Origin of the sequence: Streptomyces venezuelae (assembly GCF_008642315.1) — a bacterium.
GTDB lineage: Bacteria > Actinomycetota > Actinomycetes > Streptomycetales > Streptomycetaceae > Streptomyces > Streptomyces venezuelae_D.
The window spans coordinates 2924639-2948431 of the sequence record NZ_CP029192.1; the positions used below are offsets into that span (position 1 = coordinate 2924639).

General features: G+C 71.8%; 21 protein-coding genes. 14 read left to right on the forward strand and 7 right to left on the reverse strand.

Annotated features, from left to right (window positions below):
• Window position 1 precedes the first annotated feature (1 nt).
• The 3 genes from DEJ48_RS12180 to DEJ48_RS12190 all read left to right on the forward strand — a co-directional run bounded on the left by DEJ48_RS12180 (window position 2) and on the right by DEJ48_RS12190 (window position 2065).
• Window positions 2-652: an AIM24 family protein gene (locus tag DEJ48_RS12180; RefSeq protein WP_150216149.1), complete on the forward strand. Its 651-nt coding sequence runs from the start codon at window positions 2-4 to the stop codon at window positions 650-652.
• 62 nt (window positions 653-714) lie between these two features.
• A complete protein-coding gene (locus DEJ48_RS12185) occupies window positions 715-1470 on the forward strand; it encodes an AIM24 family protein (RefSeq protein ID WP_150221137.1) in 756 nt (251 codons plus the stop codon).
• A 118-nt stretch (window positions 1471-1588) separates the two neighbouring features.
• Window positions 1589-2065 carry a MarR family winged helix-turn-helix transcriptional regulator gene (locus tag DEJ48_RS12190; protein WP_150216150.1) on the forward strand — a complete coding sequence of 159 codons (477 nt, stop codon included), beginning with the start codon at window positions 1589-1591 and terminating at the stop codon, window positions 2063-2065.
• A 28-nt stretch (window positions 2066-2093) separates the two neighbouring features.
• On the opposite strand, the gene DEJ48_RS12195 is transcribed toward DEJ48_RS12190, so the two are convergent.
• Both DEJ48_RS12195 and DEJ48_RS12200 read right to left on the reverse strand, forming a co-directional pair.
• Window positions 2094-3515 (reverse strand): sensor histidine kinase, encoded by a 1422-nt coding sequence (locus DEJ48_RS12195; RefSeq protein WP_150216151.1) that lies wholly within the window; start codon window positions 3513-3515, stop codon window positions 2094-2096.
• Window positions 3512-4177, reverse strand: a complete 666-nt coding sequence (locus DEJ48_RS12200; protein ID WP_150216152.1) for a response regulator transcription factor — start codon at window positions 4175-4177, stop codon at window positions 3512-3514. The genes DEJ48_RS12195 and DEJ48_RS12200 overlap by 4 nt, the downstream gene beginning before the upstream one ends.
• Window positions 4178-4328: 151 nt before the next feature.
• Between DEJ48_RS12200 and DEJ48_RS12205 the strand changes: the two genes are divergently transcribed.
• Window positions 4329-5033 (forward strand): PepSY domain-containing protein, encoded by a 705-nt coding sequence (locus DEJ48_RS12205; protein WP_150216153.1) that lies wholly within the window; start codon window positions 4329-4331, stop codon window positions 5031-5033.
• 58 nt (window positions 5034-5091) lie between these two features.
• On the opposite strand, the gene meaB is transcribed toward DEJ48_RS12205, so the two are convergent.
• Both meaB and DEJ48_RS12215 read right to left on the reverse strand, forming a co-directional pair.
• Entirely contained in the window at window positions 5092-6048 is a 957-nt protein-coding gene (gene meaB, locus DEJ48_RS12210) for a methylmalonyl Co-A mutase-associated GTPase MeaB (protein ID WP_150216154.1), read from the reverse strand.
• Window positions 6049-6101: 53 nt separating this feature from the next.
• Window positions 6102-7304 carry an acetyl-CoA C-acetyltransferase gene (locus DEJ48_RS12215; RefSeq protein WP_150216155.1) on the reverse strand — a complete coding sequence of 401 codons (1203 nt, stop codon included), beginning with the start codon at window positions 7302-7304 and terminating at the stop codon, window positions 6102-6104.
• A gap of 138 nt (window positions 7305-7442) precedes the next feature.
• Here DEJ48_RS12215 and mce point away from each other — a divergent pair, with 138 nt between their 5' ends.
• From mce to DEJ48_RS12255, 8 genes are all read left to right on the forward strand, one after another.
• On the forward strand, window positions 7443-7883 hold the full coding sequence (mce, locus tag DEJ48_RS12220) for a methylmalonyl-CoA epimerase (RefSeq protein ID WP_150216156.1): 441 nt from the start codon (window positions 7443-7445) through the stop codon (window positions 7881-7883).
• Between the two features lie 238 nt (window positions 7884-8121).
• Window positions 8122-12126 (forward strand): polarized growth protein Scy, encoded by a 4005-nt coding sequence (gene scy, locus DEJ48_RS12225; RefSeq protein ID WP_150216157.1) that lies wholly within the window; start codon window positions 8122-8124, stop codon window positions 12124-12126.
• A gap of 182 nt (window positions 12127-12308) precedes the next feature.
• Window positions 12309-13244 (forward strand): cellulose-binding protein, encoded by a 936-nt coding sequence (locus DEJ48_RS12230; protein ID WP_150216158.1) that lies wholly within the window; start codon window positions 12309-12311, stop codon window positions 13242-13244.
• Between the two features lie 74 nt (window positions 13245-13318).
• Window positions 13319-14305 carry an ABC transporter ATP-binding protein gene (locus DEJ48_RS12235; RefSeq protein WP_150216159.1) on the forward strand — a complete coding sequence of 329 codons (987 nt, stop codon included), beginning with the start codon at window positions 13319-13321 and terminating at the stop codon, window positions 14303-14305.
• A gap of 3 nt (window positions 14306-14308) precedes the next feature.
• Window positions 14309-15079, forward strand: a complete 771-nt coding sequence (locus tag DEJ48_RS12240; protein ID WP_150216160.1) for an ABC transporter permease — start codon at window positions 14309-14311, stop codon at window positions 15077-15079.
• Window positions 15080-15098: 19 nt separating this feature from the next.
• Window positions 15099-15926 carry a hypothetical protein gene (locus DEJ48_RS12245; RefSeq protein WP_150216161.1) on the forward strand — a complete coding sequence of 276 codons (828 nt, stop codon included), beginning with the start codon at window positions 15099-15101 and terminating at the stop codon, window positions 15924-15926.
• Window positions 15927-16035: 109 nt separating this feature from the next.
• The gene (locus DEJ48_RS12250) at window positions 16036-17238 is read left to right on the forward strand and encodes an ABC transporter ATP-binding protein (protein WP_150216162.1); all 1203 of its coding nucleotides are present in this window, start codon (window positions 16036-16038) and stop codon (window positions 17236-17238) included.
• Between the two features lie 101 nt (window positions 17239-17339).
• On the forward strand, window positions 17340-18179 hold the full coding sequence (locus tag DEJ48_RS12255; RefSeq protein ID WP_411757533.1) for an ABC transporter permease: 840 nt from the start codon (window positions 17340-17342) through the stop codon (window positions 18177-18179).
• A 27-nt stretch (window positions 18180-18206) separates the two neighbouring features.
• On the opposite strand, the gene DEJ48_RS12260 is transcribed toward DEJ48_RS12255, so the two are convergent.
• Complete coding sequence (locus DEJ48_RS12260; RefSeq protein ID WP_150216163.1) at window positions 18207-18545, reverse strand: ATP/GTP-binding protein; 339 nt, start codon at window positions 18543-18545, stop codon at window positions 18207-18209.
• 209 nt (window positions 18546-18754) lie between these two features.
• Between DEJ48_RS12260 and DEJ48_RS12265 the strand changes: the two genes are divergently transcribed.
• Window positions 18755-19789: an LLM class flavin-dependent oxidoreductase gene (locus DEJ48_RS12265; RefSeq protein ID WP_150216164.1), complete on the forward strand. Its 1035-nt coding sequence runs from the start codon at window positions 18755-18757 to the stop codon at window positions 19787-19789.
• A gap of 92 nt (window positions 19790-19881) precedes the next feature.
• Here the strand turns inward: DEJ48_RS12265 and DEJ48_RS12270 are convergent, their stop codons facing one another.
• Window positions 19882-20274: an SCO5389 family protein gene (locus DEJ48_RS12270; protein ID WP_150172297.1), complete on the reverse strand. Its 393-nt coding sequence runs from the start codon at window positions 20272-20274 to the stop codon at window positions 19882-19884.
• A 255-nt stretch (window positions 20275-20529) separates the two neighbouring features.
• Between DEJ48_RS12270 and nucS the strand changes: the two genes are divergently transcribed.
• Window positions 20530-21201 carry an endonuclease NucS gene (gene nucS / locus DEJ48_RS12275; protein ID WP_150216165.1) on the forward strand — a complete coding sequence of 224 codons (672 nt, stop codon included), beginning with the start codon at window positions 20530-20532 and terminating at the stop codon, window positions 21199-21201.
• Window positions 21202-21219: 18 nt separating this feature from the next.
• Here the strand turns inward: nucS and DEJ48_RS12280 are convergent, their stop codons facing one another.
• Window positions 21220-23682, reverse strand: coding sequence for an ATP-binding protein (locus DEJ48_RS12280; protein WP_190537356.1), 2463 nt, complete (start codon window positions 23680-23682; stop codon window positions 21220-21222).
• Window positions 23683-23793: the final 111 nt, after the last annotated feature.

Here is a 23793-nt window from a genome sequence, read left to right on the forward strand (position 1 = left end):
CATGCCCTTCCGTGAGATCAACTCGAAGATGATCGAGGCCACCGTGCGGCCGGGCACCAAGATCTTCAGCCAGCGCGGCGCGATGCTGGCCTATCAGGGGGAGGTCTCCTTCACCCCCAACCTCCAGGGCGGCCAGGGCGGTCTCGCCTCCATGATCGGACGCCGGGTCGCGGGCGAGGCCACGCCCCTGATGACCGTCGGGGGCAGTGGCACGGTCCTGTTCGGGCACGGCGGCCACCACATCCAGGTGATCGGCCTCTCCGGGGACACGCTGTTCGTGGAGGCGGACCGCCTGCTCGCCTTCGACGGCACGCTCCAGCAGGGCACGATGTTCCTGGGCTCCCAGGGCGGCGTGATGGGCATGGTGCGCGGCCAGGTCAGCGGTCAGGGCCTGTTCACCACGACCCTGAAGGGCCACGGCGCGGTCGCCGTCATGGCGCACGGTGGCGTCATCGAGGTGCCGATCACCCCGCAGCGCCCGGTCCACGTGGACCCGCAGGCGTATGTCGCACACCACGGCGACGTGCGCAACAAACTGTCCACGGCGCTCGGCTGGCGCGACATGGTGGGCCGCGGCTCCGGAGAGGCCTTCCAACTGGAGCTGTCGGGGACCGGCGCGGTGTACGTCCAGGCTTCGGAGGAGAAGCTGTGAACCCCAACGCTGTGAATCCGAACGTCTCGACGCCCGCGGGCGCGCCCACCGTCTTCGATCCGATGACGCTGCCGAGCGACGACAGCGTGAATCCCTACACCTTCTGCGTGGAGCTCAAGGGGAACCAGTGGTTCCTGCAGAAGGGGAAGATGATCGCCTACTACGGACGGATCGAGTTCAACGGCATCGGGCACGGCCGCCTGGACCGTCTGGTCCGGACCAGTTTTCATTCGCCGCTGCACGCGAGCGACTGGGTCGTGGCGGACGGCCAGGGCAAGATGCTCCTCGCCGACCGGGCCTTCGACGTGAATTCGTACGATCTCGAAGAGGGCAACCTGACCATTCGCTCCGGCAACCTCCTCGCTTTTCAGCCAACTCTCGCGCTGAAGCAATCGATCGTTCCGGGTTTTCTGACCCTCATCGGCACGGGCAAGTTCGTCGCCGCGTCGAACGGCCCGGTGGTCTTCATGGAGCCCCCGATCCGCGTGGATCCACAGGCTCTCGTGGGGTGGGCGGACTGCCCGTCACCCTGCCATCACTACGACCACGGGTACCTCACGGGCGTCATCGGAGGCGTGCGGGCACTGACCGGCATCGGCGGGACGTCCGGCGAGGAGCACCAGTTCGAGTTCGTGGGCGCCGGCACGGTCCTGCTCCAGTCCAGCGAGGCGCTGATGCCCGAACGGGCATCGGGTGAGGTGCCCCAACAGGGGGGCGTACCCGGCGGACGGGGCACTGTGGGGCAACCGGGTCAGCAGCCGGGTGCACCGCGCCTTCCCGGACAACTGGGGGACCTCCAGCGTCGCTTCGGGCTGTGAGCGGTAGTCTGCGGAGTGTGACGGCGAACGCCTGTGCCCCTCCTGGAGGCAGGTGGTGCGAGGCGCGTCACATCCCACCATTCGTTCACCTTTCAACTTCTTAGGTAGAATCGATTCCATGGAGACCGAGACGGCCCCGCAGTGGCTGACCGACGAGGAACAGTGCGCCTGGCGCACCCACGTGGAGGTCAACAGGATGCTGACGTATCAGCTCGAAAAGGACCTTCAGCCGTTCAACCTGACCATGAACGACTACGACATTCTCGTGTATCTCTCCGAGTCGGAAGAGCTCCGGATGCGGATGAGCGACCTTGCCGCCGCCACCCTGCAGTCCAAGAGCCGCCTCTCCCACCAGATCACCCGCATGGAGAACGCGGGCCTGGTGCGCCGTGAGAACTGCGAGTCCGACCGGCGAGGTCTCTACACCGTCCTCACCGAGGACGGCATGGAGACCATGCGGAAGGTGGCCCCGCACCATGTCGCGTCCGTGCGGCGGCACTTCGTCGACCTCATCTCCGACGAGGCCCTCGAAGACCTGCGCAAGGCCCTGACCCCGATCGCGGAGCACCTGCGCGCCCAGCGCGGCAAACCCTGATCCGCACCGCCGCGGCCGGCCTCACCCCTCACTCCGCCGACGACTGAGGGCTGGGCAGCCGCAGCTCGAACAGCGCACCCCCGGACGGCGCCTCCCGCACCTTGAGCGTGCCGCCGTGCCGCACCGCCACGTCCCGGGCGATGGCGAGGCCCAGACCGGCCCCGCCCTCGTCGCGGGTGCGCGCGTCGTCGAGCCGTACGAACCGCTCGAAGATCCGCTCCCGCTCGCTCTCCGGCACGCCGCTGCCGTCATCGGCCACCTCCAGGACCGCCCAGGCCCCGTCGCTCCGGGTGGTGACCGTGACGCGGGAGCGTGCGTGCCGCTGCGCGTTGTTCAGGAGGTTGTTGAGCACCCGCGCCAACTGGCCGCGCGAGCCCGCGACTTCGGCGCTCTTCAGGTCCGCGTGCACCTCGACGTGGTCCCGGGTGCGCTGCGAGAGCTCCTCGCGCGCGAAGGCCGCCAGGTCGACGCGGCCCGCCCCCGGCTTCTCCCCCGCGTCGAGACGGGCCAGGAGCAGCAGGTCGGCGGCGAGCTCCTGGAGCCGCACGGTGTCCTCGACGGCGCCGTCGACGTCCAGCAACTCGGGGTGCGCCGCGCCCACTTCGAGCTGTGTGCGCAGTGAGGCGATCGGGCTGCGCAGCTCGTGCGAGGCGTCAGCGACGAACCGGCGCTGGCGCTCCACGGAGGTCTGCAGCGCGGTGAGCGTCTCGTTCGTGGTCCGGGCGAGGCGGGCGATCTCGTCGTGCGTGTCCGGCTCGGGCACGCGGCGCGCGAGGTCCTCGGACGCGGTGATCGCGGACATCTCCGCGGTGATCGCGGCCACCGGGCGCAGGGCGCGCCGCGTCACCAGCCAGGTGACGCCGGCGACGACCGCGAGGAGCAGCGGGAGCCCGATCAGCATCGATGTCAACGCCGTGGACACCGCGCTCTTCTCGCTGGCGAGCGAGCTGCCCGCGTGGACGGTGAAGTCGCCCTTCGCCGAGCTGACCTCGACGGCGGCGAAGCGGTACTCGGCGCTCTCGCCGTCGATGGTGGCGGAGCCGTTGGTGTACTTGGTGTCGTCGTCGATCTCCTCGTCCTCGCCGTCCCCGCCGTCGCCGTCGTCCTCCTTCGCCCCCGCTCCCCCGCGGCCGGGCCTCACCTGGTCGACGCCGGTGCCACTGATCTTCTGCAGGTCCTCGGTCGCCGCGACCAGCCTGCCGTCGCCGTCGACGACCTGGACGGGCTGGTCGTCGTCGTCCGGCAGGTCCAGGTCGCCGAACGACCGGACCGTGAGGAGCTGCGAGGCGACCTTGCGGGCGGCCGAGTCGGCCCGGGAGCCCGCCTGGTCGGTGAGGTTGGTGCGCAGCGAGAGCAGCACGGCGGCGCCCGCCGCGACCAGGGCGAGGGCGACGACGAGGCTCGCGCCGAGCGTGGCGCGGGCCCGCACCGATCCGAACAGCCGGCTCATCGCGGTGCCTCCAGGCGGTACCCGGCGCCGCGCACGGTCTTGATGAGGGCCGCGCCGAGCTTGCGCCGCAGCGTGCTCACGTACACCTCGACGATGTTGGGGTCGCCCTCGTACGCGAAGTCCCAGACGTGGTCCAGGATGTCTCCCTTGGAGACGACCTCGCCGGTGCGCAGGACCAGCTGCTCCAGGACCGCGAACTCCTTCGCCGTGAGCGTGACTTCGTCCTCACCGCGCAGGACCCGGCGCGCCGCCGTGTCGATCCGCAGGTCTCCCAGGGTGTGGACCGGGGAGGGCCCCGCGTTGCCGCGGCGGCGCAGCAGCGCCTTCACGCGGGCGACCAGCACGACGTACGAGAAGGGCTTGGTGAGGTAGTCGTCCGCGCCGGTGTCCAGGCCCTCGGCCTCGTCGTACTCGCCGTCCTTGGCCGTGAGCATCAGGATCGGCACGTCGTGCCCTGCCGCGCGCAGCGTGGAGCAGACGCGGTAGCCGTTCATGCCGGGCAGCATGATGTCGAGGATCACCAGGTCGTACGTGCCCTCGCTCGCCCGGTGCAGTCCGTCGACGCCGTCGTGGACGACGTCCACGGCGAAGCCCTCGGCGGTCAGCCCCTTGGCGAGCGACAGGGCCAGCCGCTTTTCGTCCTCCACGATCAACAGGCGCATGCGTTCAGGGTGGCAGAGCGAAGCTGAAGAGTTCTTCAGGCGGCTTCAGCGTGCGTTCAGGATCGCTCCGCCAGATTGGTCCGTGTCGAAAGCGAACGGCAGCAGCCCCCGGGCCGCCGCCCACACCGCCCACTTTCTCGGGAGGACCCTCATGAAGCGCAACATCGTCATCGCCACCGTCGCCGCCGCGGCCCTGATCGGAGGCGGCACCGCCACCGCCTTCGCGACCGGCGGTGACGACGACAGCGCCGCGAGCAAGTCGAGCGTCCAGCTGAAGGACGACGACCGCAAGGACCAGGACGACCGCGACGACCAGGACGGCCGGGACGACGACCGCAAGGACGACGACCGCGACGACGCCGCCGAGAACACCGCCGAGGCGAAGGCCGCCAAGGTGACCGCCGCCGACGCCATCGAGGCGGCCCTCGCGGACACGTCCGGCACCGCGGTCTCCGCCGAGCTCGACGACGAGGACGGCGGCCTGGTCTGGGACGTCGACATCCTGAAGGGCAAGACCTGGCACAACGTCGAGGTCGACCCGGGCACGGGCAAGGTCCTCGGCTCCTGGGTCGACAAGGACGACGACGGTGACGACGCCGCCGACGCCGCCCGCGTGAACTCCGCCCTGAAGGGCGCCTCCGTCGGCGCCGCGGACGCCGCGAAGGCCGGCGCCGACAAGGGCACGGTGACTTCCGTGGACCTGGACGACGACTCCACGGCGACCGCCTGGAACGTGGAGACGACCGGTAAGCGGGGCGCGGAGTCCGAATACAACGTCGACTTGAAGAGCGGCAAGGTCACGGCCGACCGCGCGGACACCCACGACGACGACCACGACGGCCAGGACGACGACTGACACACACAGGAACACCACCGCGGGGGCGGCGTCACCGACGCCGCCCCTGCGGCATGTCTCAGCTCTCCGTCAGGCCCTCGACGAGCTCGTCCGCGGCCGTGTACGGGTCGAGCTCCCCCGCCACGATCCGCTCCCCGAGCGCGGAGAGCCGCAGGTCTCCGTGGAGCGAGCCGATGCGCTCGCGCAGGGCCGTGACGGCGATCGTCTCGACCTCGCGGGAGGCGCGGGCGACCCGGCGCTCCCCGAGGACCCCCCGCTCCTCCATCCACGCCCGGTGTTTCTCCAGCGCCTCGACGACCTCGTCGACGCCCTCGCCGCGCGCCGCGACCGTCTTCACGATGGGCGGGCGCCAGTCGCCGGGGCCCCGGGACTCGCCGAGGCCCAGCATGTGGTTCAGCTCGCGCGCGGTCGCGTCGGCGCCGTCGCGGTCCGCCTTGTTCACGACGTACACGTCGCCGATCTCCAGGATTCCGGCCTTCGCCGCCTGGATGCCGTCGCCCATGCCGGGCGCGAGCAGGACGACGGAGGTGTCCGCCTGGGAGGCGATCTCCACCTCGGACTGTCCGACGCCGACCGTCTCGACGAGGATCACGTCGCAGCCCGCGGCGTCGAGCACGCGAATGGCCTGCGGGGCGGCCCAGGCGAGCCCGCCGAGGTGACCGCGCGTGGCCATGGAGCGGATGTAGACGCCGGGGTCGGACGCGTGGTCGGACATCCGCACCCGGTCGCCGAGGAGCGCGCCGCCGGAGAAGGGGGACGACGGGTCGACGGCGAGGACGCCGACCCGCTTTCCGGTACGCCGGTAGGCGCTCACGAGCGCGGACGTCGATGTCGACTTGCCGACACCGGGGGACCCCGTGAGGCCGACCACGTACGCGTGGCCGGCGAGCGGGGCAAGCGCCGCCATCACTTCCCGCAGCTGCGGTGACGCCCCCTCGACCAGTGAGATCAGCCGGGCCACGGCCCGCGGCCTGCCCTCGCGGGCCTGCGCCACCAGGGAGGGGACGTCCTGCATCACAGCTCCGTTCACTACGTACCACGTACGAGACGACAGCGGCCTGCCGAGGGCTAGGCCCTGGCCACCTTGACGATCAGCGCGTCGCCCTGACCGCCGCCACCGCACAGCGCGGCCGCACCCACGCCACCGCCCCGGCGCTTCAGTTCCAGGGCGAGGTGCAGCACGAGCCGCGCGCCGGACATCCCGATCGGGTGACCCAGCGCGATGGCGCCGCCGTTGACGTTCACCTTTTCCGAGGACACCCCGAGGTCCTTCATTGACTGCACGGCGACGGCCGCGAATGCCTCGTTGATCTCGATGAGATCGAGGTCGTCGACCGCCAGGCCCTCCTTCTTCAGGGCGTGCTGGATGGCGTTGGAGGGCTGCGACTGGAGCGAGCTGTCGGGGCCCGCCACGTTGCCGTGCGCGCCGATCTCGGCGATCCAGGCCAGGCCGAGCTCCTGCGCCTTGGCCTTGGACATCACCACGACGGCGGCGGCGCCGTCGGAGATCTGCGAGGACGTGCCCGCCGTGATCGTGCCGTCCTTGGCGAAGGCCGGGCGCAGCTTGCCGAGGGTCTCGACGGTGGTCTCGCCGCGGATGCCCTCGTCCTGCGCGAAGAGGACCGGGTCACCCTTGCGCTGCGGGATCTCCACCGGGGTGATCTCGGCCTCGAACAGGCCGTTCTTCTGGGCGGCGGCGGCCCGCTGGTGCGAGAGGGCGGCCACCTCGTCCTGCTCCGGGCGGCGGATGCCCAGGCGGGTGTTGTGCTTCTCCGTGGACTCGCCCATCGCGACGCCGTCGAAGGAGTCGGTCAGGCCGTCGTGCGCCATGGAGTCGATCATTTCGATCGCGCCGTACTTGTGGCCCTCGCGGGACTTGGGGAGCAGGTGCGGGGCGTTGGTCATGGACTCCTGGCCGCCGGCCACCACGATGTCGAACTCGCCGGCGCGGATGAGCTGGTCGGCGAGTGCGATGGAGTCGAGACCCGAGAGACAGACCTTGTTGATGGTCAGTGCGGGGACGTTCATGGGGATGCCCGCCTTCACGGCGGCCTGGCGTGCCGGGATCTGCCCTGTCCCGGCCTGGAGCACCTGGCCCATGATCACGTACTGGACCTGGTCGCCTCCGATGCCCGCGCGCTCCAGCGCGGCCTTGATCGCGAAGCCCCCCAGATCCGCACCCGAGAAGGACTTCAGCGAGCCGAGGAGACGGCCCATGGGCGTTCGTGCGCCCGAGACGATCACTGAGGTGGTGCCGGTCGTTCCTGCCATGTGCGACGACCCCTTGGGAGGAGAGGAGTTAACGAGGGTTTATCTGAATGTACTGAGCAGTACCCCCGCCGTCACCGGGCGGCGACTGTGATCGCGCGCACGTTGCGTAATCACTGCATCAAGCGCTGCACTTGAAGCATGCTGACGCGAATCGATCACATCGGGATCGCCTGTTTCGACCTCGACAAGACCGTCGAGTTCTACCGCGCGACGTACGGATTCGAGGTGACCCACTCCGAGGTCAACGAAGAGCAGGGCGTGCGCGAGGCCATGCTGAAGATCAATGACACCGGCGACGGAGGCGCCTCCTACCTGCAGCTTCTCGAACCGACCCGCGACGACTCCGCGGTCGGCAAGTGGCTGGCCAAGAACGGCGAGGGCGTGCACCACATCGCCTTCGGCACCGCGGACGTCGACGGCGACGCGGCGGCCATCAAGGACAAGGGCGTACGCGTCCTCTACGAAGAGCCCCGCATCGGCTCCATGGGGTCGCGCATCACCTTCCTGCACCCGAAGGACTGTCACGGAGTCCTGACGGAACTTGTCACTTCGGCACCCTCCGAGTCCCTGGAGCACTGACCTCCGTATATCCGGGCCGGTAGGGTGAGGGGCGGCCGTCCGAAGTCGGGGCGGCCACATGCCGGGGTCCGGGTTTCGGGGGACGAGCGTCGGGGCAGCAGCCCATGCTCCGCTGTTGATCTGACACCATTCCCCCGGGGGCCTCGTTCGGCGGATGAACGGGGCTCGTTGGAGAGAGTTGCGACCAGGGTTGGGGTATCCCCTGCTCGTAGAGCTTGGGGAAGGATGGGACCGCGCAGTGCGGGGCTACGAACGCCAAGAGAACTCGCGGGCTGAGACCGACAGTCTGTCGCGGTTCGAGGCCGAGATGGACCGGCTGAAGACCGAGCGGGAGAAGGCCGTCCAGCACGCCGAGGACCTCGGCTACCAGGTCGAGGTGTTGCGCGCCAAGCTGCACGAGGCGCGCCGCAACCTCGCGTCCCGCCCTGCCTACGACAGCGCGGACATCGGGTATCAGGCCGAGCAGATGCTCCGCAATGCCCAGATCCAGGCCGAACAGCTGCGCGCCGACGCCGAGCGCGAGCTGCGCGACGCCAGGGCGCAGACCCAGCGCATCCTCCAGGAGCACGCCGAGCAGCAGGCCAGACTCCAGTCCGAGCTGCACACCGAGGCCGTGACGCGGCGCCAGCAGCTCGACCAGGAGCTGAACGAGCGCCGACAGACCGTCGAGTCGCACGTCAACGAGAACGTGGCCTGGGCCGAGCAGCTCAGGGCCCGCACCGAGCAGCAGGCCCGCCGCCTCCTCGACGAGTCGCGCGCCGAGGCCGACCAGGCCCTGGCCGCCGCCCGCGCGGAGGCCGCCCGCGTCGCCGAGGAGGCCCGTCAGCGCCTCGCCGGTGACGCCGAGGCCGCCCGCGCCGAGGCCGAGGCCATCCTGCGCCGGGCCCGAACGGACGCCGAGCGCCTCCTGAACGCCGCGTCGACGCAGGCCCAGGAGGCCACCGACCACGCCGAGCAGCTGCGCTCCACCACGGCGGCCGAGTCCGACCAGGCACGCCGCCAGACGGCGGAGGCGAACCGCGCCGCCGAGCAGCGCATGGCCGAGGCCGAGACGGCGCTGCGCGAGGCCCGCGCCGAGGCCGAGAAGGTGCTCGCCGAGGCCAAGGACACCGCGACCAAGCAGCTGCAGGCCGCCGAGGGCGCCAACGAACAGCGCACGCGCACCGCGAAGGAGCAGGTCGCCCGTCTCGTCGGCGAGGCCACCAAGGAGGCCGAGGCCACCAGGTCCGAGGCCGAGCAGCTGGTCGCCGACGCCCGCGCGGAGGCCGAGAAGCTGATCGCGGACGCCGCCGAGAAGGCGCGCACGATCACCGCAGAGGAGACCGCGGGCCAGCTCGCGAAGGCCGCGCGGACCGCCGAGGAGGTCCTCGACAAGGCGTCCAAGGACGCCAAGGAGACCACGAAGGCCGCCACCGAGCAGGCCGAGCGGATCCGCTCCGAGGCGGAGACCGAGGCGGACCGGCTGCGCGCGGAGGCGCACGACATCGCCGAGGAGCTCAAGGGCGCGGCGAAGGACGACACCAAGGAGTACCGCGCCAAGACCGTCGAGCTGCAGGAGGAGGCGCGCAGGCTGCGCGGCGAGGCCGAGCAGCTGCGGGCCGACGCGGCCTCCGAGGGCGACCGCATCCGCAGCGAGGCGCGGCGCGAGGCGGTCCAGCAGATCGAGGAGGCGGCCAAGTCCGCCGAGGAGCTCCTCGCGAAGGCGAAGGCCGACGCCGACGAGCTGCGCACGGCGGCGACCACCGAGAGCGAGCGGGTCCGCGCGGAGGCCGTCGAGCGCGCCACGACCCTGCGCACGCAGGCCGAGGAGACCCTGGAGCGCACCCGCGCGGAGGCCGAGCGGCACCGCGAGGAGGCCGCCGAGCAGGCCGAGGCCACGAAGTCGGAGGCCGAGGAGGCCGCGCGGGCGCTGCGCGCGGAGACCGAGCAGGCCATAGCGGCCCGTCAGGCGGAGGCCGCCGAAGAGCTGACGCGGCTGCACACGGAGGCCGAGGAGCGGCTGTCCGCCGCCGAGCAGGCGCTGACCGACGCCCGCGCGGAGGCCGAGCGCATCCGCAAGGAGGCCGCGGACGAGACGGACCGGCTGCGCACGGAGTCCGCCGAGCGGATCCGCACGCTCCAGTCGCAGGCCGAGACCGAGGCCGAGCGGCTGCGCACGGAGGCCGCCGCCGACGCGTCGCAGGCGCGCGCGGAGGGCGAGAACGTCGCCGTACGCCTGCGTTCGGAGGCCGCGGCCGAGGCCGAGCGGCTGAAGACCGAGGCGCAGGAGTCCGCGGACCGCGTGCGCGCGGAGGCCGCCGCGGCCGCCGAGCGGGTGGGCACGGAGGCCGCCGAGGAGCTGGCCGCCGCCCAGGAGGAGGCCGCGCGCCGCCGCCGCGAGGCCGAGGAGACGCTGGGTTCCGCCCGCGCGGAGGCCGACCAGGAGCGCGAGCGGGCCCGCGAGCAGAGCGAGGAGCTCCTCGCCTCCGCCCGCAAGCGCGTGGAGGAGGCGCAGGCCGAGGCGATCCGTCTGGTCGAGGAGGCCGACCGCCGCGCGACCGAGATGGTCTCGGCCGCCGAGCAGCACGCCCAGTCCGTACGGGACTCCGTCGCCGGCCTGCACGAGGCGGCGCAGGAGGAGGTCGCGGGCCTGCGTTCGGCCGCCGAGCACGCCGCCGAGCGCACGAGGACCGAGGCGCAGGAGGAGGCCGACCGCGTCCGCTCCGATGCCTATGCCGAGCGGGAGCGCGCCACCGAGGACGCCAACCGCACCCGGCGCGAGGCGTCGGAGGCGTCGGAGGCCGCGAAGTCCCTGGCCGAGCGAACCGTTTCGGAGGCCATCGCGGAGGCCGAGCGGATGCGTTCGGACGCCTCGGAGCACGCCCAGCGGGTGCGCACGGAGGCGTCGGACACCATCGCGCAGGCCGAGCAGGACGCGTCCCGCACGCGTGCCGACGCCCGCGAGGACGCCAACCGCATCCGCAACGACGCCGCGAGCCAGGCCGACACGCTGATCGGCGAGGCCCGCAGCGAGGCCGAGAAGCTGCAGTCCGACACGGCCACGGAGGCCGAGCGGGTCCGTACGGAGGCTCTCGGCGAAGCCGAGCGGGTCCGGGTCGAGTCCACGACCGAGGCCGAGCGGGTCCGCGCGGAGTCCACCGCGGAGGCGGAGCGACTCAAGGCCGAGACGACGACCGAGGCGGAGCGGGTTCGCGCGGAGTCGGTGGCGAAGGCCGAGAAGCTCATCTCGGACGCGTCGGGCGACGCGGAGCGGCTGCGCGCCGAGGCCGCGGAGACGGTCAACTCCGCGCAGCAGCACGCCGAGCGGATCCGCGGCGAGTCCGAGCGGGTCAAGGCGGAGGCGGCGCGGGAGGCCGAGCGGCTCACGTCCGAGGCGCGCGAGGAGGCGGAGCGGACCCTCGACGAGGCACGCCAGGCCGCCAACAAGCGCCGTCAGGAAGCGGCCGAGCAGGTCGACACGCTCATCACGGAGGCCGCCTCCGAGGCGGAGAAGCTGACGGCGGACGCGCAGGAGAAGGCGCTCAAGGCGACGACGGACGCCGAGGCGCAGGCCGACACGATGGTGGGCGCGGCCCGCAAGGAGGCCGAGCGGCTGGTCGCGGCGGCGACGGTCGAGGGCAACTCGCTGGTGGAGAAGGCGCGTACGGACGCGGACGAGCTGCTGGTCGGCGCCCGTGGCGACGCGACCGCCATAAGGGAGCGTTCGGAGGAGCAGCGCGACCGTCTGACGGCCGAGATCGAGGAGCTGCACGAGCGGGCGCGCCGCGAGTCCGCGGAGGCGATGAAGTCGGCGGGCGAGCGCTGCGACGCGCTGGTCAAGGCCGCGGAGGAGCAGCTGGCCGAGGCTGAGGCGAAGGCCAAGGAGCTCGTCTCCGACGCCAACTCCGAGGCGAGCAAGGTCCGTATCTCCGCCGTGAAGAAGGCCGAGGGTCTCCTGAAGGAGGCCGAGGCGAAGAAGAGCGAGCTGACGCGCGAGGCGGAGCGCATCAAGGCCGAGGCGGAGGCCGAGGCGACGCGTACGGTGGAGGAGGGCAAGCAGGAGCTCGAAGTCCTCGTCCGCCGCCGGGCCGACATCAATGCGGAGATCTCCCGTGTCCAGGACGTGCTGGAGGCGTTGGAGTCTTTCGAGGCCCCGTCGGGCGGTGCGAAGACCGGGCAGGGCGGCGGTTCGGGCGCGGGTGGCGTCAAGGCCGGAGCCGCGGCAGGGTCGACTCGTTCGAGTGGCAAGCAGTCGGATGGGTAGCCAAGGAGCATCACCCGTGCTCTGAAAGGACCTTTGGCCCTGTCTCTGGCAAGCGCTCCTGCGGTTGACCACTCAAAAGGGGTGTCATTCTCCAGATCAAACGGGCATCTGCTCGATGACACGCCGCTTGGACCCCTAGGATTCCCTCTATCACCTCACCGGTCTCATTCGACAGGAACCCCATGAGCGACACTTCCCCCTACGGCTTCGAGCTTGTGCGGCGTGGGTACGACCGCGCTCAGGTGGACGAACGTATCTCCAAGCTCGTCTCCGACCGTGACAGCGCTCTTGCCCGTATCACTGCTCTGGAAAAGCGCATCGAGGAACTGCACCTCGAGACGCAGAACGCCCAGGCCCAGGTTGCCGACGCCGAGCCGTCGTACGCCGGTCTCGGTGCCCGCGTCGAGAAGATCCTCCGCCTCGCCGAGGAGGAGGCGAAGGACCTGCGCGAGGAGGCCCGGCGCGCCGCCGAGCAGCACCGCGAGCTCGCCGAGTCCGCCGCCCAGCAGGTGCGCAACGACGCCGAGTCGTTCGCGGCCGAGCGCAAGGCCAAGGCCGAGGACGAGGGCGTCCGGATCGTCGAGAAGGCCAAGGGCGAGGCGAGCGCGCTGCGGGCCGAGGCCCAGAAGGACGCGCAGTCCAAGCGCGAGGAGGCCGACGCCCTCTTCGAGGAGACCCGCGCCAAGGCCGCCCAGGCCGCCGCGGACTTCGAGACGAACCTCGCCAAGCGCCGTGAGCAGTCCGAGCGCGACCTGGCCTCGCGTCAGGCCAAGGCGGAGAAGCGCCTCGCGGAGATCGAGCACCGCGCGGAGCAGCTCCGCCTGGAGGCCGAGAAGCTGCGTACGGACGCGGAGCGCCGCGCCCGTCAGACGGTGGAGACCGCGCAGCGCCAGGCCGAGGACATCGTGGCCGACGCGAACGCGAAGGCGGACCGGATCCGTTCGGAGTCCGAGCGCGAGCTCGCCGCTCTGACGAACCGTCGCGACTCCATCAACGCGCAGCTGACGAACGTGCGCGAGATGCTGGCGACGCTGACCGGTGCGGCCGTGGCCGCGGCCGGTACTCCTGCCGACGACGAGCCCGTTTCCCGCGGAGTTCCGGCTCAGCAGACGCGCTGAAGCGCATCAGCAGGACAGCGAAGCCCCCCGCCACCCGAGTGGCAGGGGGCTTTGTCCCGTTTTAGCGTTGCCGCATGATCGAGCTCGAGGGGCTGACCAAGCGGTACGGCGAGAAAGTGGCCGTCAACAACCTGACCTTCACCGTGCGGCCGGGCATGGTCACCGGCTTTCTCGGGCCGAACGGCGCGGGAAAGTCCACCACCATGCGCATGCTGCTCGGCCTCGACAACCCGTCGGCCGGGTCCGTCCGCATCGACGGCCGGCACTACGCGCAGCTGAAGGACCCCCTCAAGTACATCGGCGCCCTGCTCGACGCCAAGGCGATGCACGGCGGCCGCAGCGCCTTCAACCACCTCCTCTGCCTCGCGCAGAGCAACGGCATCCCGCGCTCCCGCGTCTCCGAGGTCCTGGACACCGTCGGCCTGACCGCCGTCGCGAAGAAGAAGGCCAAGGGTTTCTCACTCGGCATGGGCCAGCGCCTCGGCATCGCCGGGGCGCTCCTCGGTGACCCCGAGATCCTGATGTTCGACGAGCCCGTCAATGGTCTCGACCCCGAGGGCATCCACTGGATCAGGAACCTGATGAAGTCCCTTGCCGGGCAAGGGCGGACGGTCTTCGTCTCCTCGCACCTGATGAGCGAGATGGCGCTCACCGCCGACCATCTCGTCGTCATCGGACAGGGCCGCCTCCTCGCCGACACGTCGATGTCCGACTTCATCCGGCAGAACTCCCGGTCGTACGTCCGGCTCCGCTCCCCGCAGCGCGAACGCCTCCTCGACGTCCTGCACGAGGCGGGCGTCACCGCGGTCGAGGCGGGCAACGGCGCCCTCGAAGTGGACGGGACACCGGCTGAGGCGCTCGGCGAACTCGCCGCGAGCCATCAGCTGGTCCTCCACGAACTCAGTCCCCAGCAGGCCTCCCTGGAAGAAGCCTTCATGCAGCTCACCGCGGAGTCGGTCGAGTACCACGCGCACACGGACGGCAGGACGGACGGCGGAACGGCACAACCGCCGCCGCCCGGCGGCTGGGGCGAAGGCTGGCAGCAGCGGAAGGAGGGCTGAGCGATGGCCGCGGCACAAGTCCTGAAATCGGAGTGGACCAAGATCCGCTCGGTCTCGTCGACCGTCTGGACGCTCGGCCTCGCCTGCGTCGTCACGATCGCGCTCGGCCTGTTGATCAGCATCCTGTCCAAGAACGACTACGACAGCCTCGACGCCAAGGACCGGCTGACCTTCGACCCGACGTACATCAGCTTCGCCGGAATGTCCCTCGGCCAGCTCGCGATGATCGTCTTCGGAGTGCTCGTCGTCGCGAACGAGTACAGCACCGGCATGATCCGCACCTCGCTCGCGGCGGTCCCGCAGCGCGCCACTTTCCTGTTCGGCAAGATCGCCGTGGCGACGCTGCTCGCGTTCGTGGTGGGCCTGGTCACCAGCTTCCTCGCCTTCTTCGTGGGCCAAGGGGCGCTCGGGCCCTACAAGGCGCACCTCGGCGACCCCGGCGTGCTGCGCGCCGTCATCGGCGGCGCGCTCTACATGACGCTGATCGCGGTGTTCTCGATGGGCGTCGCGGCGATGCTGCGCAGCCCGATGCTCTCCCTCGGCATCCTGATGCCGTTCTTCTTCCTCATCTCCAGCATCCTCGGCAACGTCTCGGCGACGAAGAAGATCGGCCGCTTCCTGCCCGACCAGGCCGGAAGCAAGATCATGCAGGTCAAGTCGCCGCTCGACGACGACACCCCGTACGGGCCGTGGGGCGGTCTCGCGATCATGCTGGCGTGGGTGGTGCTCGCGCTGATCGGTGGGTACGTACTGCTGAAGAAGCGGGACGCGTAGCGGTACTTCAGGGGGGCGTGTGACGGCACAGGACCGCGGGCTCGCGGCGCTCGGCCTCGACGGCGTGCCCGCGCTGCAGCCCCTCACCTACCCCGGCCCGCCCGTCACCGCGCCCGCCCTGCTGACCGGGACCGAGCTGCTGCCGCTGCACGCCCGCCCCGGCGGACTCGGCGCGTGGACCGTGGACGGCCCCCGTGGGCCCCGCCGCACCCTCGACGACGTCCTCGGCGCCCTCGGGCAGCCGCCCGTCGCCGGACGTCACCCCGTGCTCGCCGTCGGCTCGAACGCCTCCCCCGGCCAGCTCGCCCACAAGCTCGGCAGGCTCGGCATCGCCGGCACCGTGCCGATGGTGCCCGTGCGGCTGCGCGGCCTCGGCGTGGGCTGCTCGGCGCACATCGGCCGGGCCGGGTACGTGGCGACCGCGCCCTACCCACGCCCCGGGGAGCAGCGCACACTCGTCGTCTCGTGGCTGGATCCCGCACAGCTGCCCGCGGTCGATGCCACCGAACTCCCCAATTACCGGCGGATGCCGCTGTCCGGCGAGGCGTACGCCATGACGCTGCCGTCCGGCGAGCGGCTCCCCGGCGCGTCCGTCTACGTCAGCGCGCGCGGCGTCCTCGCCGACCCGCTCACCGGCCTCCCCCGGCCCGGCGGCGGCGACCAGGCGGCGCTCCTGGACGCGCTGCTCGACGCGTCCGCGCCGCTGCGCGAGCTGCTGGGCCCCGACGCGGCCACCTGGGTGCGCAGGGCCGCCGCGGACCCGGAGCTGCGCGCGCGGGGGACACTGCTCTTCGCGCAGGAGGGCTGGGTGCTGCCCTGGACTGAGCTGCCCCACCCTTCCGTGTGAAGCGCCGGTTTTACTTGCTCTTGGCTGGAACCGTCAGCTCACCGTTATCCTCCTAACCCTTACGGGGGCGTGTGCCCCGACGTCCTGAACCATTCGATGGGTGCGGAGAATGATCGAGGCAGTCGGCCTGACGAAGCGCTACGGCGCCAAGACAGCCGTGTACAACCTTTCCTTCCAGGTGCGGCCCGGAACCGTCACCGGCTTCCTCGGGCCGAACGGCTCCGGCAAGTCGACGACGATGCGCATGATCCTGGGGCTCGACGCGCCCACCAGCGGGCAGGTGACGATCGGCGGCTATCCGTACCGCAAGCTGCCGAACGCGCCGCGCCAGGTCGGTGCGCTCCTCGACGCCAAGGCCGTGCACGGCGGCCGGCACGCCCGCAACCACCTGCTCTGCCTCGCGCAGCTCTCCGGCATCCCGGCCCGCCGGGTCGACGAGGTGCTCGGCGTCGTGGGTCTGCAGGACGTGGCGAAGAAGCGCTCCAAGGGCTTCTCGCTCGGCATGGGCCAGCGTCTCGGCATCGCGGCGGCGCTCCTCGGCGACCCGCAGGTGCTGCTCTTCGACGAGCCGGTCAACGGCCTCGACCCCGAGGGCATCCTCTGGGTCCGCAACCTGATGAAGTCGCTCGCGGCCGAGGGACGCACGGTCTTCGTGTCGTCCCACCTGATGAGCGAGATGGCCCTCACGGCCGAGCACCTGATCGTGATCGGCCGCGGCCAGCTGCTCGCCGACATGAGCGTCAAGGACTTCATCTCGCACAACTCCGCGGACTTCGCGCGGGTGCGGACGCCGGACGGCGAGAGCGCGGGCCGCGAGAAGCTGACGGCCGCGCTGACCGAGGCCGGCGGCCAGGTGCTGCCCGAGCAGGACGGCGCGCTCCGGGTCACGGGCCTGCCGCTCCCCCGCATCAGCGACCTCGCGCACGGCGCGGACGTCCGCCTGTGGGAGCTCTCCCCGCACCAGGCCTCGCTGGAGGAGGCGTACATGCGGATGACGCAGGGCGCCGTCGACTACCGCTCCACGGTCGACCAGCGCGCCGGATTCCAGCAGGAGATGCCGCCCGGCGCCCTGCCGCCCGGCCAGCAGCCGCCGGTGCCCGGCCAGGGCCAGCCCGGCTGGTACGCCCCGCCGCCGCCCCAGCCCGGCGGTCAGCCGTTCGCGATGCCGCAGCCGCAGGGCGCGCCCGGGACGCCGAACCCGTACGCCGCCGCTCCCCCGCAGCAGGCCCCGGCAGCCGCGCCCGCGGCCCCTGCCGCCGCGCCCGCCCCCGCCCCCGACATGACCAAGCGCGACAGCGAGGACCAGCGATGACCACGCCTCCGACTCCGCAGCAGCAGCCGCAGGCGCAGCCCCAGCAGGCATACGCACAGGCGGGCGCCCCCGTGCAGGGGGCCCCGATGCAGGGCGCCCCCATGGCACCCGCGCCCGCCGCCCCCGCGCCGCCCTCCGCCTGGCAGCAGGCGATGGCGAACGCCTACACCTCGCCGATCCCGGTCAAGAAGACCCACCTCGGCAACGCCCTCTCCTCGGAGTGGACGAAGATCAAGTCGGTCCGCTCCACGATGTGGACCCTGGGCATCTTCCTGCTCCTGGTCATCGGCATCGGCCTGCTCGCCGTCGCCAACACCGACCCGGCCGACTACGCGGACATGCCGTTCACGGTCCCAGCCTTCTTCGGTCTGATGCTGGGGCAGATCTGCCTGATCACGCTGGGCGTGCTCGTCACCTCGTCCGAGTACGGCACGGGCATGATCCGTACGACGTTCACCGCGTCGCCGCAGCGCCACCGCGTCCTCACCGCGAAGATCCTGATCTTCTTCGTGGTCGCCTTCGTCGTGTCCGCGGGGTCCATCCTCCTGGTGGGCCTGGCCGCGTCGGCGGCCAACAGCGGCCCCGAGGCCGGCGACCTCCCCTGGGCGGGGACGGTCTTCAAGGGCGGCCTGTACGTCTCGCTGCTCGGCGTGCTCGCGCTCGCCGTCGGCTCGATGCTGCGGCACTCCGCGGGCGCCATCACGGCGATGCTCGGCGTGGTGCTGCTGCCCGCGATCCTCGGCGGGTTCCTGATGATCTGGGAGAGCACGCAGCCGCTCGGCGAGAAGATGAACGACTACAACGCCATCACGGCCCTCGCCAAGATCTTCGGCGCGGACGACACGGGCGCCAGCGGCGGATCGCAGCTGACGCTGCTCGTCGTCGTCACCCTGGTCGCCGTCGCCGGCGCGTTCGCGCTCCTGGAGAAGCGCGACGTATAGCCGTACGGGCACGAGGCGTACGAGGCGCTAGTACCTCGGCGCGTTACGGGACCGCTGCACCCGCGTGGTGCGGCGGTCCTTCGCGTTCCAGCACGCCTTGTGCCAGTGCCTGCGCTCGTCGACGCCGGAGTGCTCGGGCCAGGCCACCACGTGCGCGAGGCCCGACGGGATCTCCTGGTCGCAGCCCGGGCAGCGGTACCGCTTGCCCGCGGCGCTCGCGCCCGCGACGTGGCGCACGCTCCACTCCTCGCCCTGCCAGCTCTCGGTGCTCTGGAAGCCGCCGTAGCGCCCCGGGGGCTCCGCACCCGTCGATGTCGCTCGGCTCGGCTCTCCGGCGCCCTTGGGGCGGTTGCGACGCGGGGACACGGAAACACCTCACGGGCTGTACGGCGGTCAGGGGTGTGACCAGCCTACGCGCCGCACCACGGGGTACCCGGCCCGCTCCGAGGGGCCGATTCCCGTCCACTGCACGGAAAATCAAACAATCTTCTCGCCAGGCCGTGCCTTTGGCACGTGTCACACGTTGTTGCCCGTAGGGGGAGTGCCTGCGTCGGCGCCAAGGAGGCAGGAGTTCGATGCGAGTAGGTAGTTTTGTTCTGGCCGCCCAGTTCCCCGGGCAGGGGCAGGGGGAGGCGCTGCACCGCGCGGTGCGGTCCGCCGAGGTGGCCGAGGAGGCGGGGCTCGATTCGGTCTGGCTCGCCGAGCACCACTTCGTGCCGTACGGCACGTGTCCGTCGGCGGTGACCCTCGCGGCGCTGATCCTCGGGCGGACGCGGCGCATCCGCGTCGGCACTGCCGTGAGCGTACTCCCGACCGCGCACCCCGTGGCGCTCGGCGAGCAGGCGGCGCTGCTGCACGTGACGACCGGCGGCCGGTTCTCGCTCGGCGTCGGCCGCGGCGGTCCCTGGGTGGACCTGGAAGTGTTCGGCGCGGGCCTCGAGGCGTACGAGAAGGGGTTCCCCGAATCCCTCGACCTGCTGCTGCGCTGGTTGCGGGAGCCCCGTGTCGGGGGCAGCGGGGAGCGGTTCGCGTTCCGGGAGGTCGCCGTCGTGCCGCGCCCGCAGGAGGCACTGAACGGCCAGGGCGCCGACGGTCCCGAGGTGGTCGTCGCGTGCACGTCGCCGTCCAGCGTGCGGCTCGCCGCGCAGCGCTGTCTGCCCATGCTGCTCGGCATGCATGTGGGCGACGACGAGAAGGCCGAAATGGTGGCCTTGTGGAATCGGCACGCGCGTGCTGCGGGGCATCCGCCGGAAACGGTCTCCGCGGCGCCCCACGTATCGGCCGGTGTCGCACAGGTCGCGGACCGCCGGCTCGACGCCGCCGAGGCATTACAGAAGGCGATGCCGGGGTGGCTGAAGCAGGGGCTGGACGCCCATGTGACCGTGGACGGCAGGCATCGCGCCATGCGCGACCCGGTGGCGTACACGGAGTTGCTCTGCGGGCTGCACCCCGTGGGCACTCCGCAGGTGTGCGCCGACCGTCTCGCCGCCACCGCCGAGCGCACCGGCATCACACGCTTCGCGCTTCTGGTGGAGGGGTCCGGCGACCTCGCGGCCACGGAGGAGAACGTGCGGCGGCTGGGCGCCGAAGTGCTGCCCCAGCTCGGCTGAGAACCCGAGCGGAGCCGGGCTCCGCCGTCCGCCTGAGGAGCTGCCGCTCCGGACTGAAACACCTCCCGCGTACGGAGCGGCAGCAACAGGCGTCAGCAGTCCCGGAGTTCGGGCGACTGGTTGAGCAGCTGGCCCCGGATCGAGGTGAAGCGGGCGAGCCGGTCGTCAACCGCCGGGTCAAGCGGGAACACTGCCACACGGTGACAGTTCTGGAATGCCAGACGCACTCCGAAATGCCTCTGCAGAGCACCGCGAATCGCGTCACTCGCGAGCGCGCGCAGCAACTGGCCACGCGCCTGCTCGTCCGGCGGCGGGGTCTGGTTGTCGGCGAACTCGCCGCCGTCGACCTTCAGCTGGGCCACCAGTGAGCTGATCATCTCCCATGCGTAAGGCAGGGAGGTCCGGACGCAGTCGACGAATTCTGCTTCGTCCACCTCGCCTCGCTCGGCCTGTTCCAACAGTGCCGGTGAGACGTCGAGCGACATGGGTTCTCCTCTCGCACCCCCGGGGAGCGGGGGCCTACGGACAGGGATGGGAGCCCGCCTACGCAGCGTGCACGGACGACGACCTCCAGCTTCTACGGTAGGCACCGCGCGGTGCGGGCACCAGGAGATTGGGCGCATAACCGGCCAGGATCGAACAGGTCCATCGACGGACAAGTCGCCTCTTCAGCGCGGGGGTGACGGGACCGGGGCGGGCGAATCGCGTACACCGCCCCGAGTCGAGTAGCGTTGCGCCCCATGCGTCTCGTCATTGCCCGATGCTCCGTGGACTACGCGGGCCGGCTCACCGCCCATCTCCCGTCGGCGCCCCGTCTGATCCTCGTGAAGGCGGACGGCAGCGTCTCGATCCACGCGGACGACAGGGCCTACAAACCGCTCAACTGGATGTCTCCGCCCTGCACCTTGAAGGAGGGGTCCGGGGACGACGCCGGCGTGTGGACCGTCGTGAACAAGGCGGGCGAGAAGCTCATCATCACGATGGAGGAAGTCCTCCACGACTCGTCGCACGAGCTCGGGGTCGACCCCGGCCTCATCAAGGACGGCGTGGAAGCGCACCTTCAGGAGCTGCTCGCCGACCGGATCGAGACGCTCGGTGACGGATATACGCTCATCCGCCGCGAATACATGACGGCGATCGGCCCGGTGGACATCCTCTGCCGCGACGCCGACGGGCAGACCGTCGCCGTCGAGATCAAGCGCCGCGGCGAGATCGACGGCGTCGAGCAACTCACCCGGTACCTGGAGCTGTTGAACCGCGACCCGCACCTGGCGCCCGTCAGGGGCATCTTCGCCGCCCAGGAGATCAAGCCGCAGGCGCGCGTCCTCGCCACGGACCGCGGCATCGGCTGCACCGTCCTCGACTACAACGCGCTGCGCGGCATCGAGGACGACAAGCTGCGGCTGTTCTGACCCCCGTCAGATCTCCCGTCAGATCCTGTCCTCGGCCCCCGGGCCGCTCGCCGAGTTCGAGTTGTCGGGCGAGGTCGGCGGCGACTCCTCGTCGGGAGGCGTCGTCGGCGGGGTCGTGGGCGGAGTGGTCGGCGGGGTCGTCGGGGGTGTGGTCGGCGGAGTCGGCTTGTCGGTCGGCTTGGTGGGCTTGTCCGTGGGCTTGGTCGGCTTGTCGGTCGGCTTCGTCGGCTTGTCCGAGGGCTTTGACGGCGTACCCGACGGCTCGTCGCTCTCGCTCGGCTTGTCCGAGGGCTTGCCGCTGTCGCTCGGCGTCGGGTCGTCGGACGTGCCGGTGACGCCGTCCTCGCCGGGTGTGCCGGGGCGGTTCGTGGAGTCCTCCCGCGGCTCGTCGGCGGTGAGGCCGCCGTCGTCGCGGTCCTCCTTCGCCGACTGCTCCGTGGTGACCTTGTCGTTCTGCGGATCGTTGTTGTCGGACGTGGCGCCGAGGGTGACGACGGTGCCGAGTACGGCGACGAGCAGGGCTCCGGCGCCCGCGGCGACGAGGTTGCGGCGGGTGCCGCTGAGAACGGAGCGGCGGCTCGGCGCGGGGCTCGCGCCGGGCGCCGGCGTCGCCCTGCTGGTGACGAGCGTCTCCGGCTCCGGGGGCGGCGCGGGCCGGGAGAACGCGGCCGCGGACGGGGTGAACGTGGCGGGGATGCCGCCGGGCGGCGACGCCGATTCCTCGTAGCGCGCGTCGGGCACCTCTTCGCCCGCCGCCGTGCGCCCGCCGGGCAGCGCGCCGCCCGAGCGGTCGGCGACCAGCGCGAGGGCCCTGCGCCCGGAGATCATGCCGCGCTTGTCGGCGAGCGCGCCGCGCAGGCCTATGGACGCCTCCAGCTCGGCGCGGGCCCGGTCGAGCTGTCCGCCGCAGAGCGCGAGGATGCCCAGCTCGTGATGGAAGTACGCCTCTTCGGCGACCTCGCCCGCGTTCCGTGCCGCTTCCTGTCCGGAGCGCAGGGCACGCTCCCAGGCGCCCCAGTCGAGCCCACCCGCGAAGGCGGGCGCCGCGGTGCGGGCGAGCAGCACGGCCGCGCCGCTCTCGGTGGCGACCAGCGCGGCGAGGGCGGCCTGGACGGAGTCCGCCTCGGCGGCGACCCGCTCGGGGGTGACGGAGGGGTGCCCGGACCACCAGGCGTAGTGCTGGGCGGCGCCCAGGGCGTACTCGGCGGCCTCCTCCGCGTACCCGACGGCCTCCAGCTGGGTGCGGACCCCGGCGGCGAGGCGGTAGTGCGCGCCGACGGGGGTGACCAGGGCGCAGCCGACGAGCTCGGCGAGGGCCGCGTCGGCGTGGGTGTCGCCCACGAGGGCGGGCAGGTGGGCCTGGTGCGGCAGTTCGCCGCCGAGGGCGACGGCGAACTTCAGGGTGGCGCGGGCGGACGGGCTCAGCCGTGAGGCGAGCAGCGCCGCGGGCGCGGCGCCGTCGGCGAGGGAGGGCAGAGGTACGTCGTGCTCGTCGGAACCGGCGTCGAAGGGTGCGTCGACGGGGGTGTCGACGAAGTAGCCGTTCTCCTCGAAGGCGTGCGGGTCGGCGCGGAGCTGGTCGCGCTGGCGGAGCAGGGCACCGGCCTGGACGAAGCGCAGCGGCAGGCCCTCGGACTCGAACCACAGGTCGCCGGCCCAGTTGGCCTCCTCGTCGTCGAGGACGCGGCCGACGGCGCGCTCCAGGAGTTCGAGGCCGCCGCCGCGGCCGAGGCCGCCGAGGAAGACCTCTTCGAGGTGGGAGTCGGCGGAGGGCGCCGCCACGTCGGGCGTGGTGGCGACGAGGAAGGCGCATTCGGGTGTCGCGTCGAGCAGCTCGTCGAGGGCGGCGCCGCCGAATTCGAGGTCGTCGAGGACGACGACCGCGCCGATCTCGTGGACGTGCTCGAGGAGCTGGGCGCGTTCGGGGCGGTGCAGCGGCGCGTCGTGGACGGCGGCGAAGAGGTCGTGGAGCAGCTCGCCGGGTGTCCTGCGGTAGCCGGAGAGGCGGACGACGCCGTCGGGGGCGAGGTCCGCGCAGTCGTCGGCGACGGCGCTCAGGAGCGCCGTGCGGCCCGAACCGGCGGGTCCGGTCAGCCGGACCGAGCGGCCGCGCGCGAGGAGCCGTACGAGCCGCTCACGCTCTTCCTGGCGCTCCAGGAGCGGCAGCCTGGGCAGTGCGGGCCCCGGCGGCACGGGCGGCATCGAGGCGCGGCGCAGCTCCGCGCGGTCGGCGGCGGAGCGCTTGCCGGGCGCGGCGGGGCGTTCACCGGGCGGGCAGGGTTCGATCTCGCTGCCGTCGACGGGGTTGACGGTGAGCAGGAAGTCGCCGGAGACGAGCTGGACGGTGCGGGCGAGCGCGGGTGCGGGCTGCCCGAAATCGGGTGTCAAGGGTTCGCGCGGTGGGCGTCCGGAGCGCGCCGAGCCGTCGTCGTCGATGCCGCCGTGGCCGTACTCTTCGGATCCCCGGTTCATCGGGTCCATGGTCCTAGCCCCCCAGATGCGTGGTGTGCAGAGCCCCCTCCGGCCTTCGTGCACACTGCGCTGTCGCTTCTGGTCCGGCGCCTCCGTGCGGGTCCGTATATCGGTGGCCAC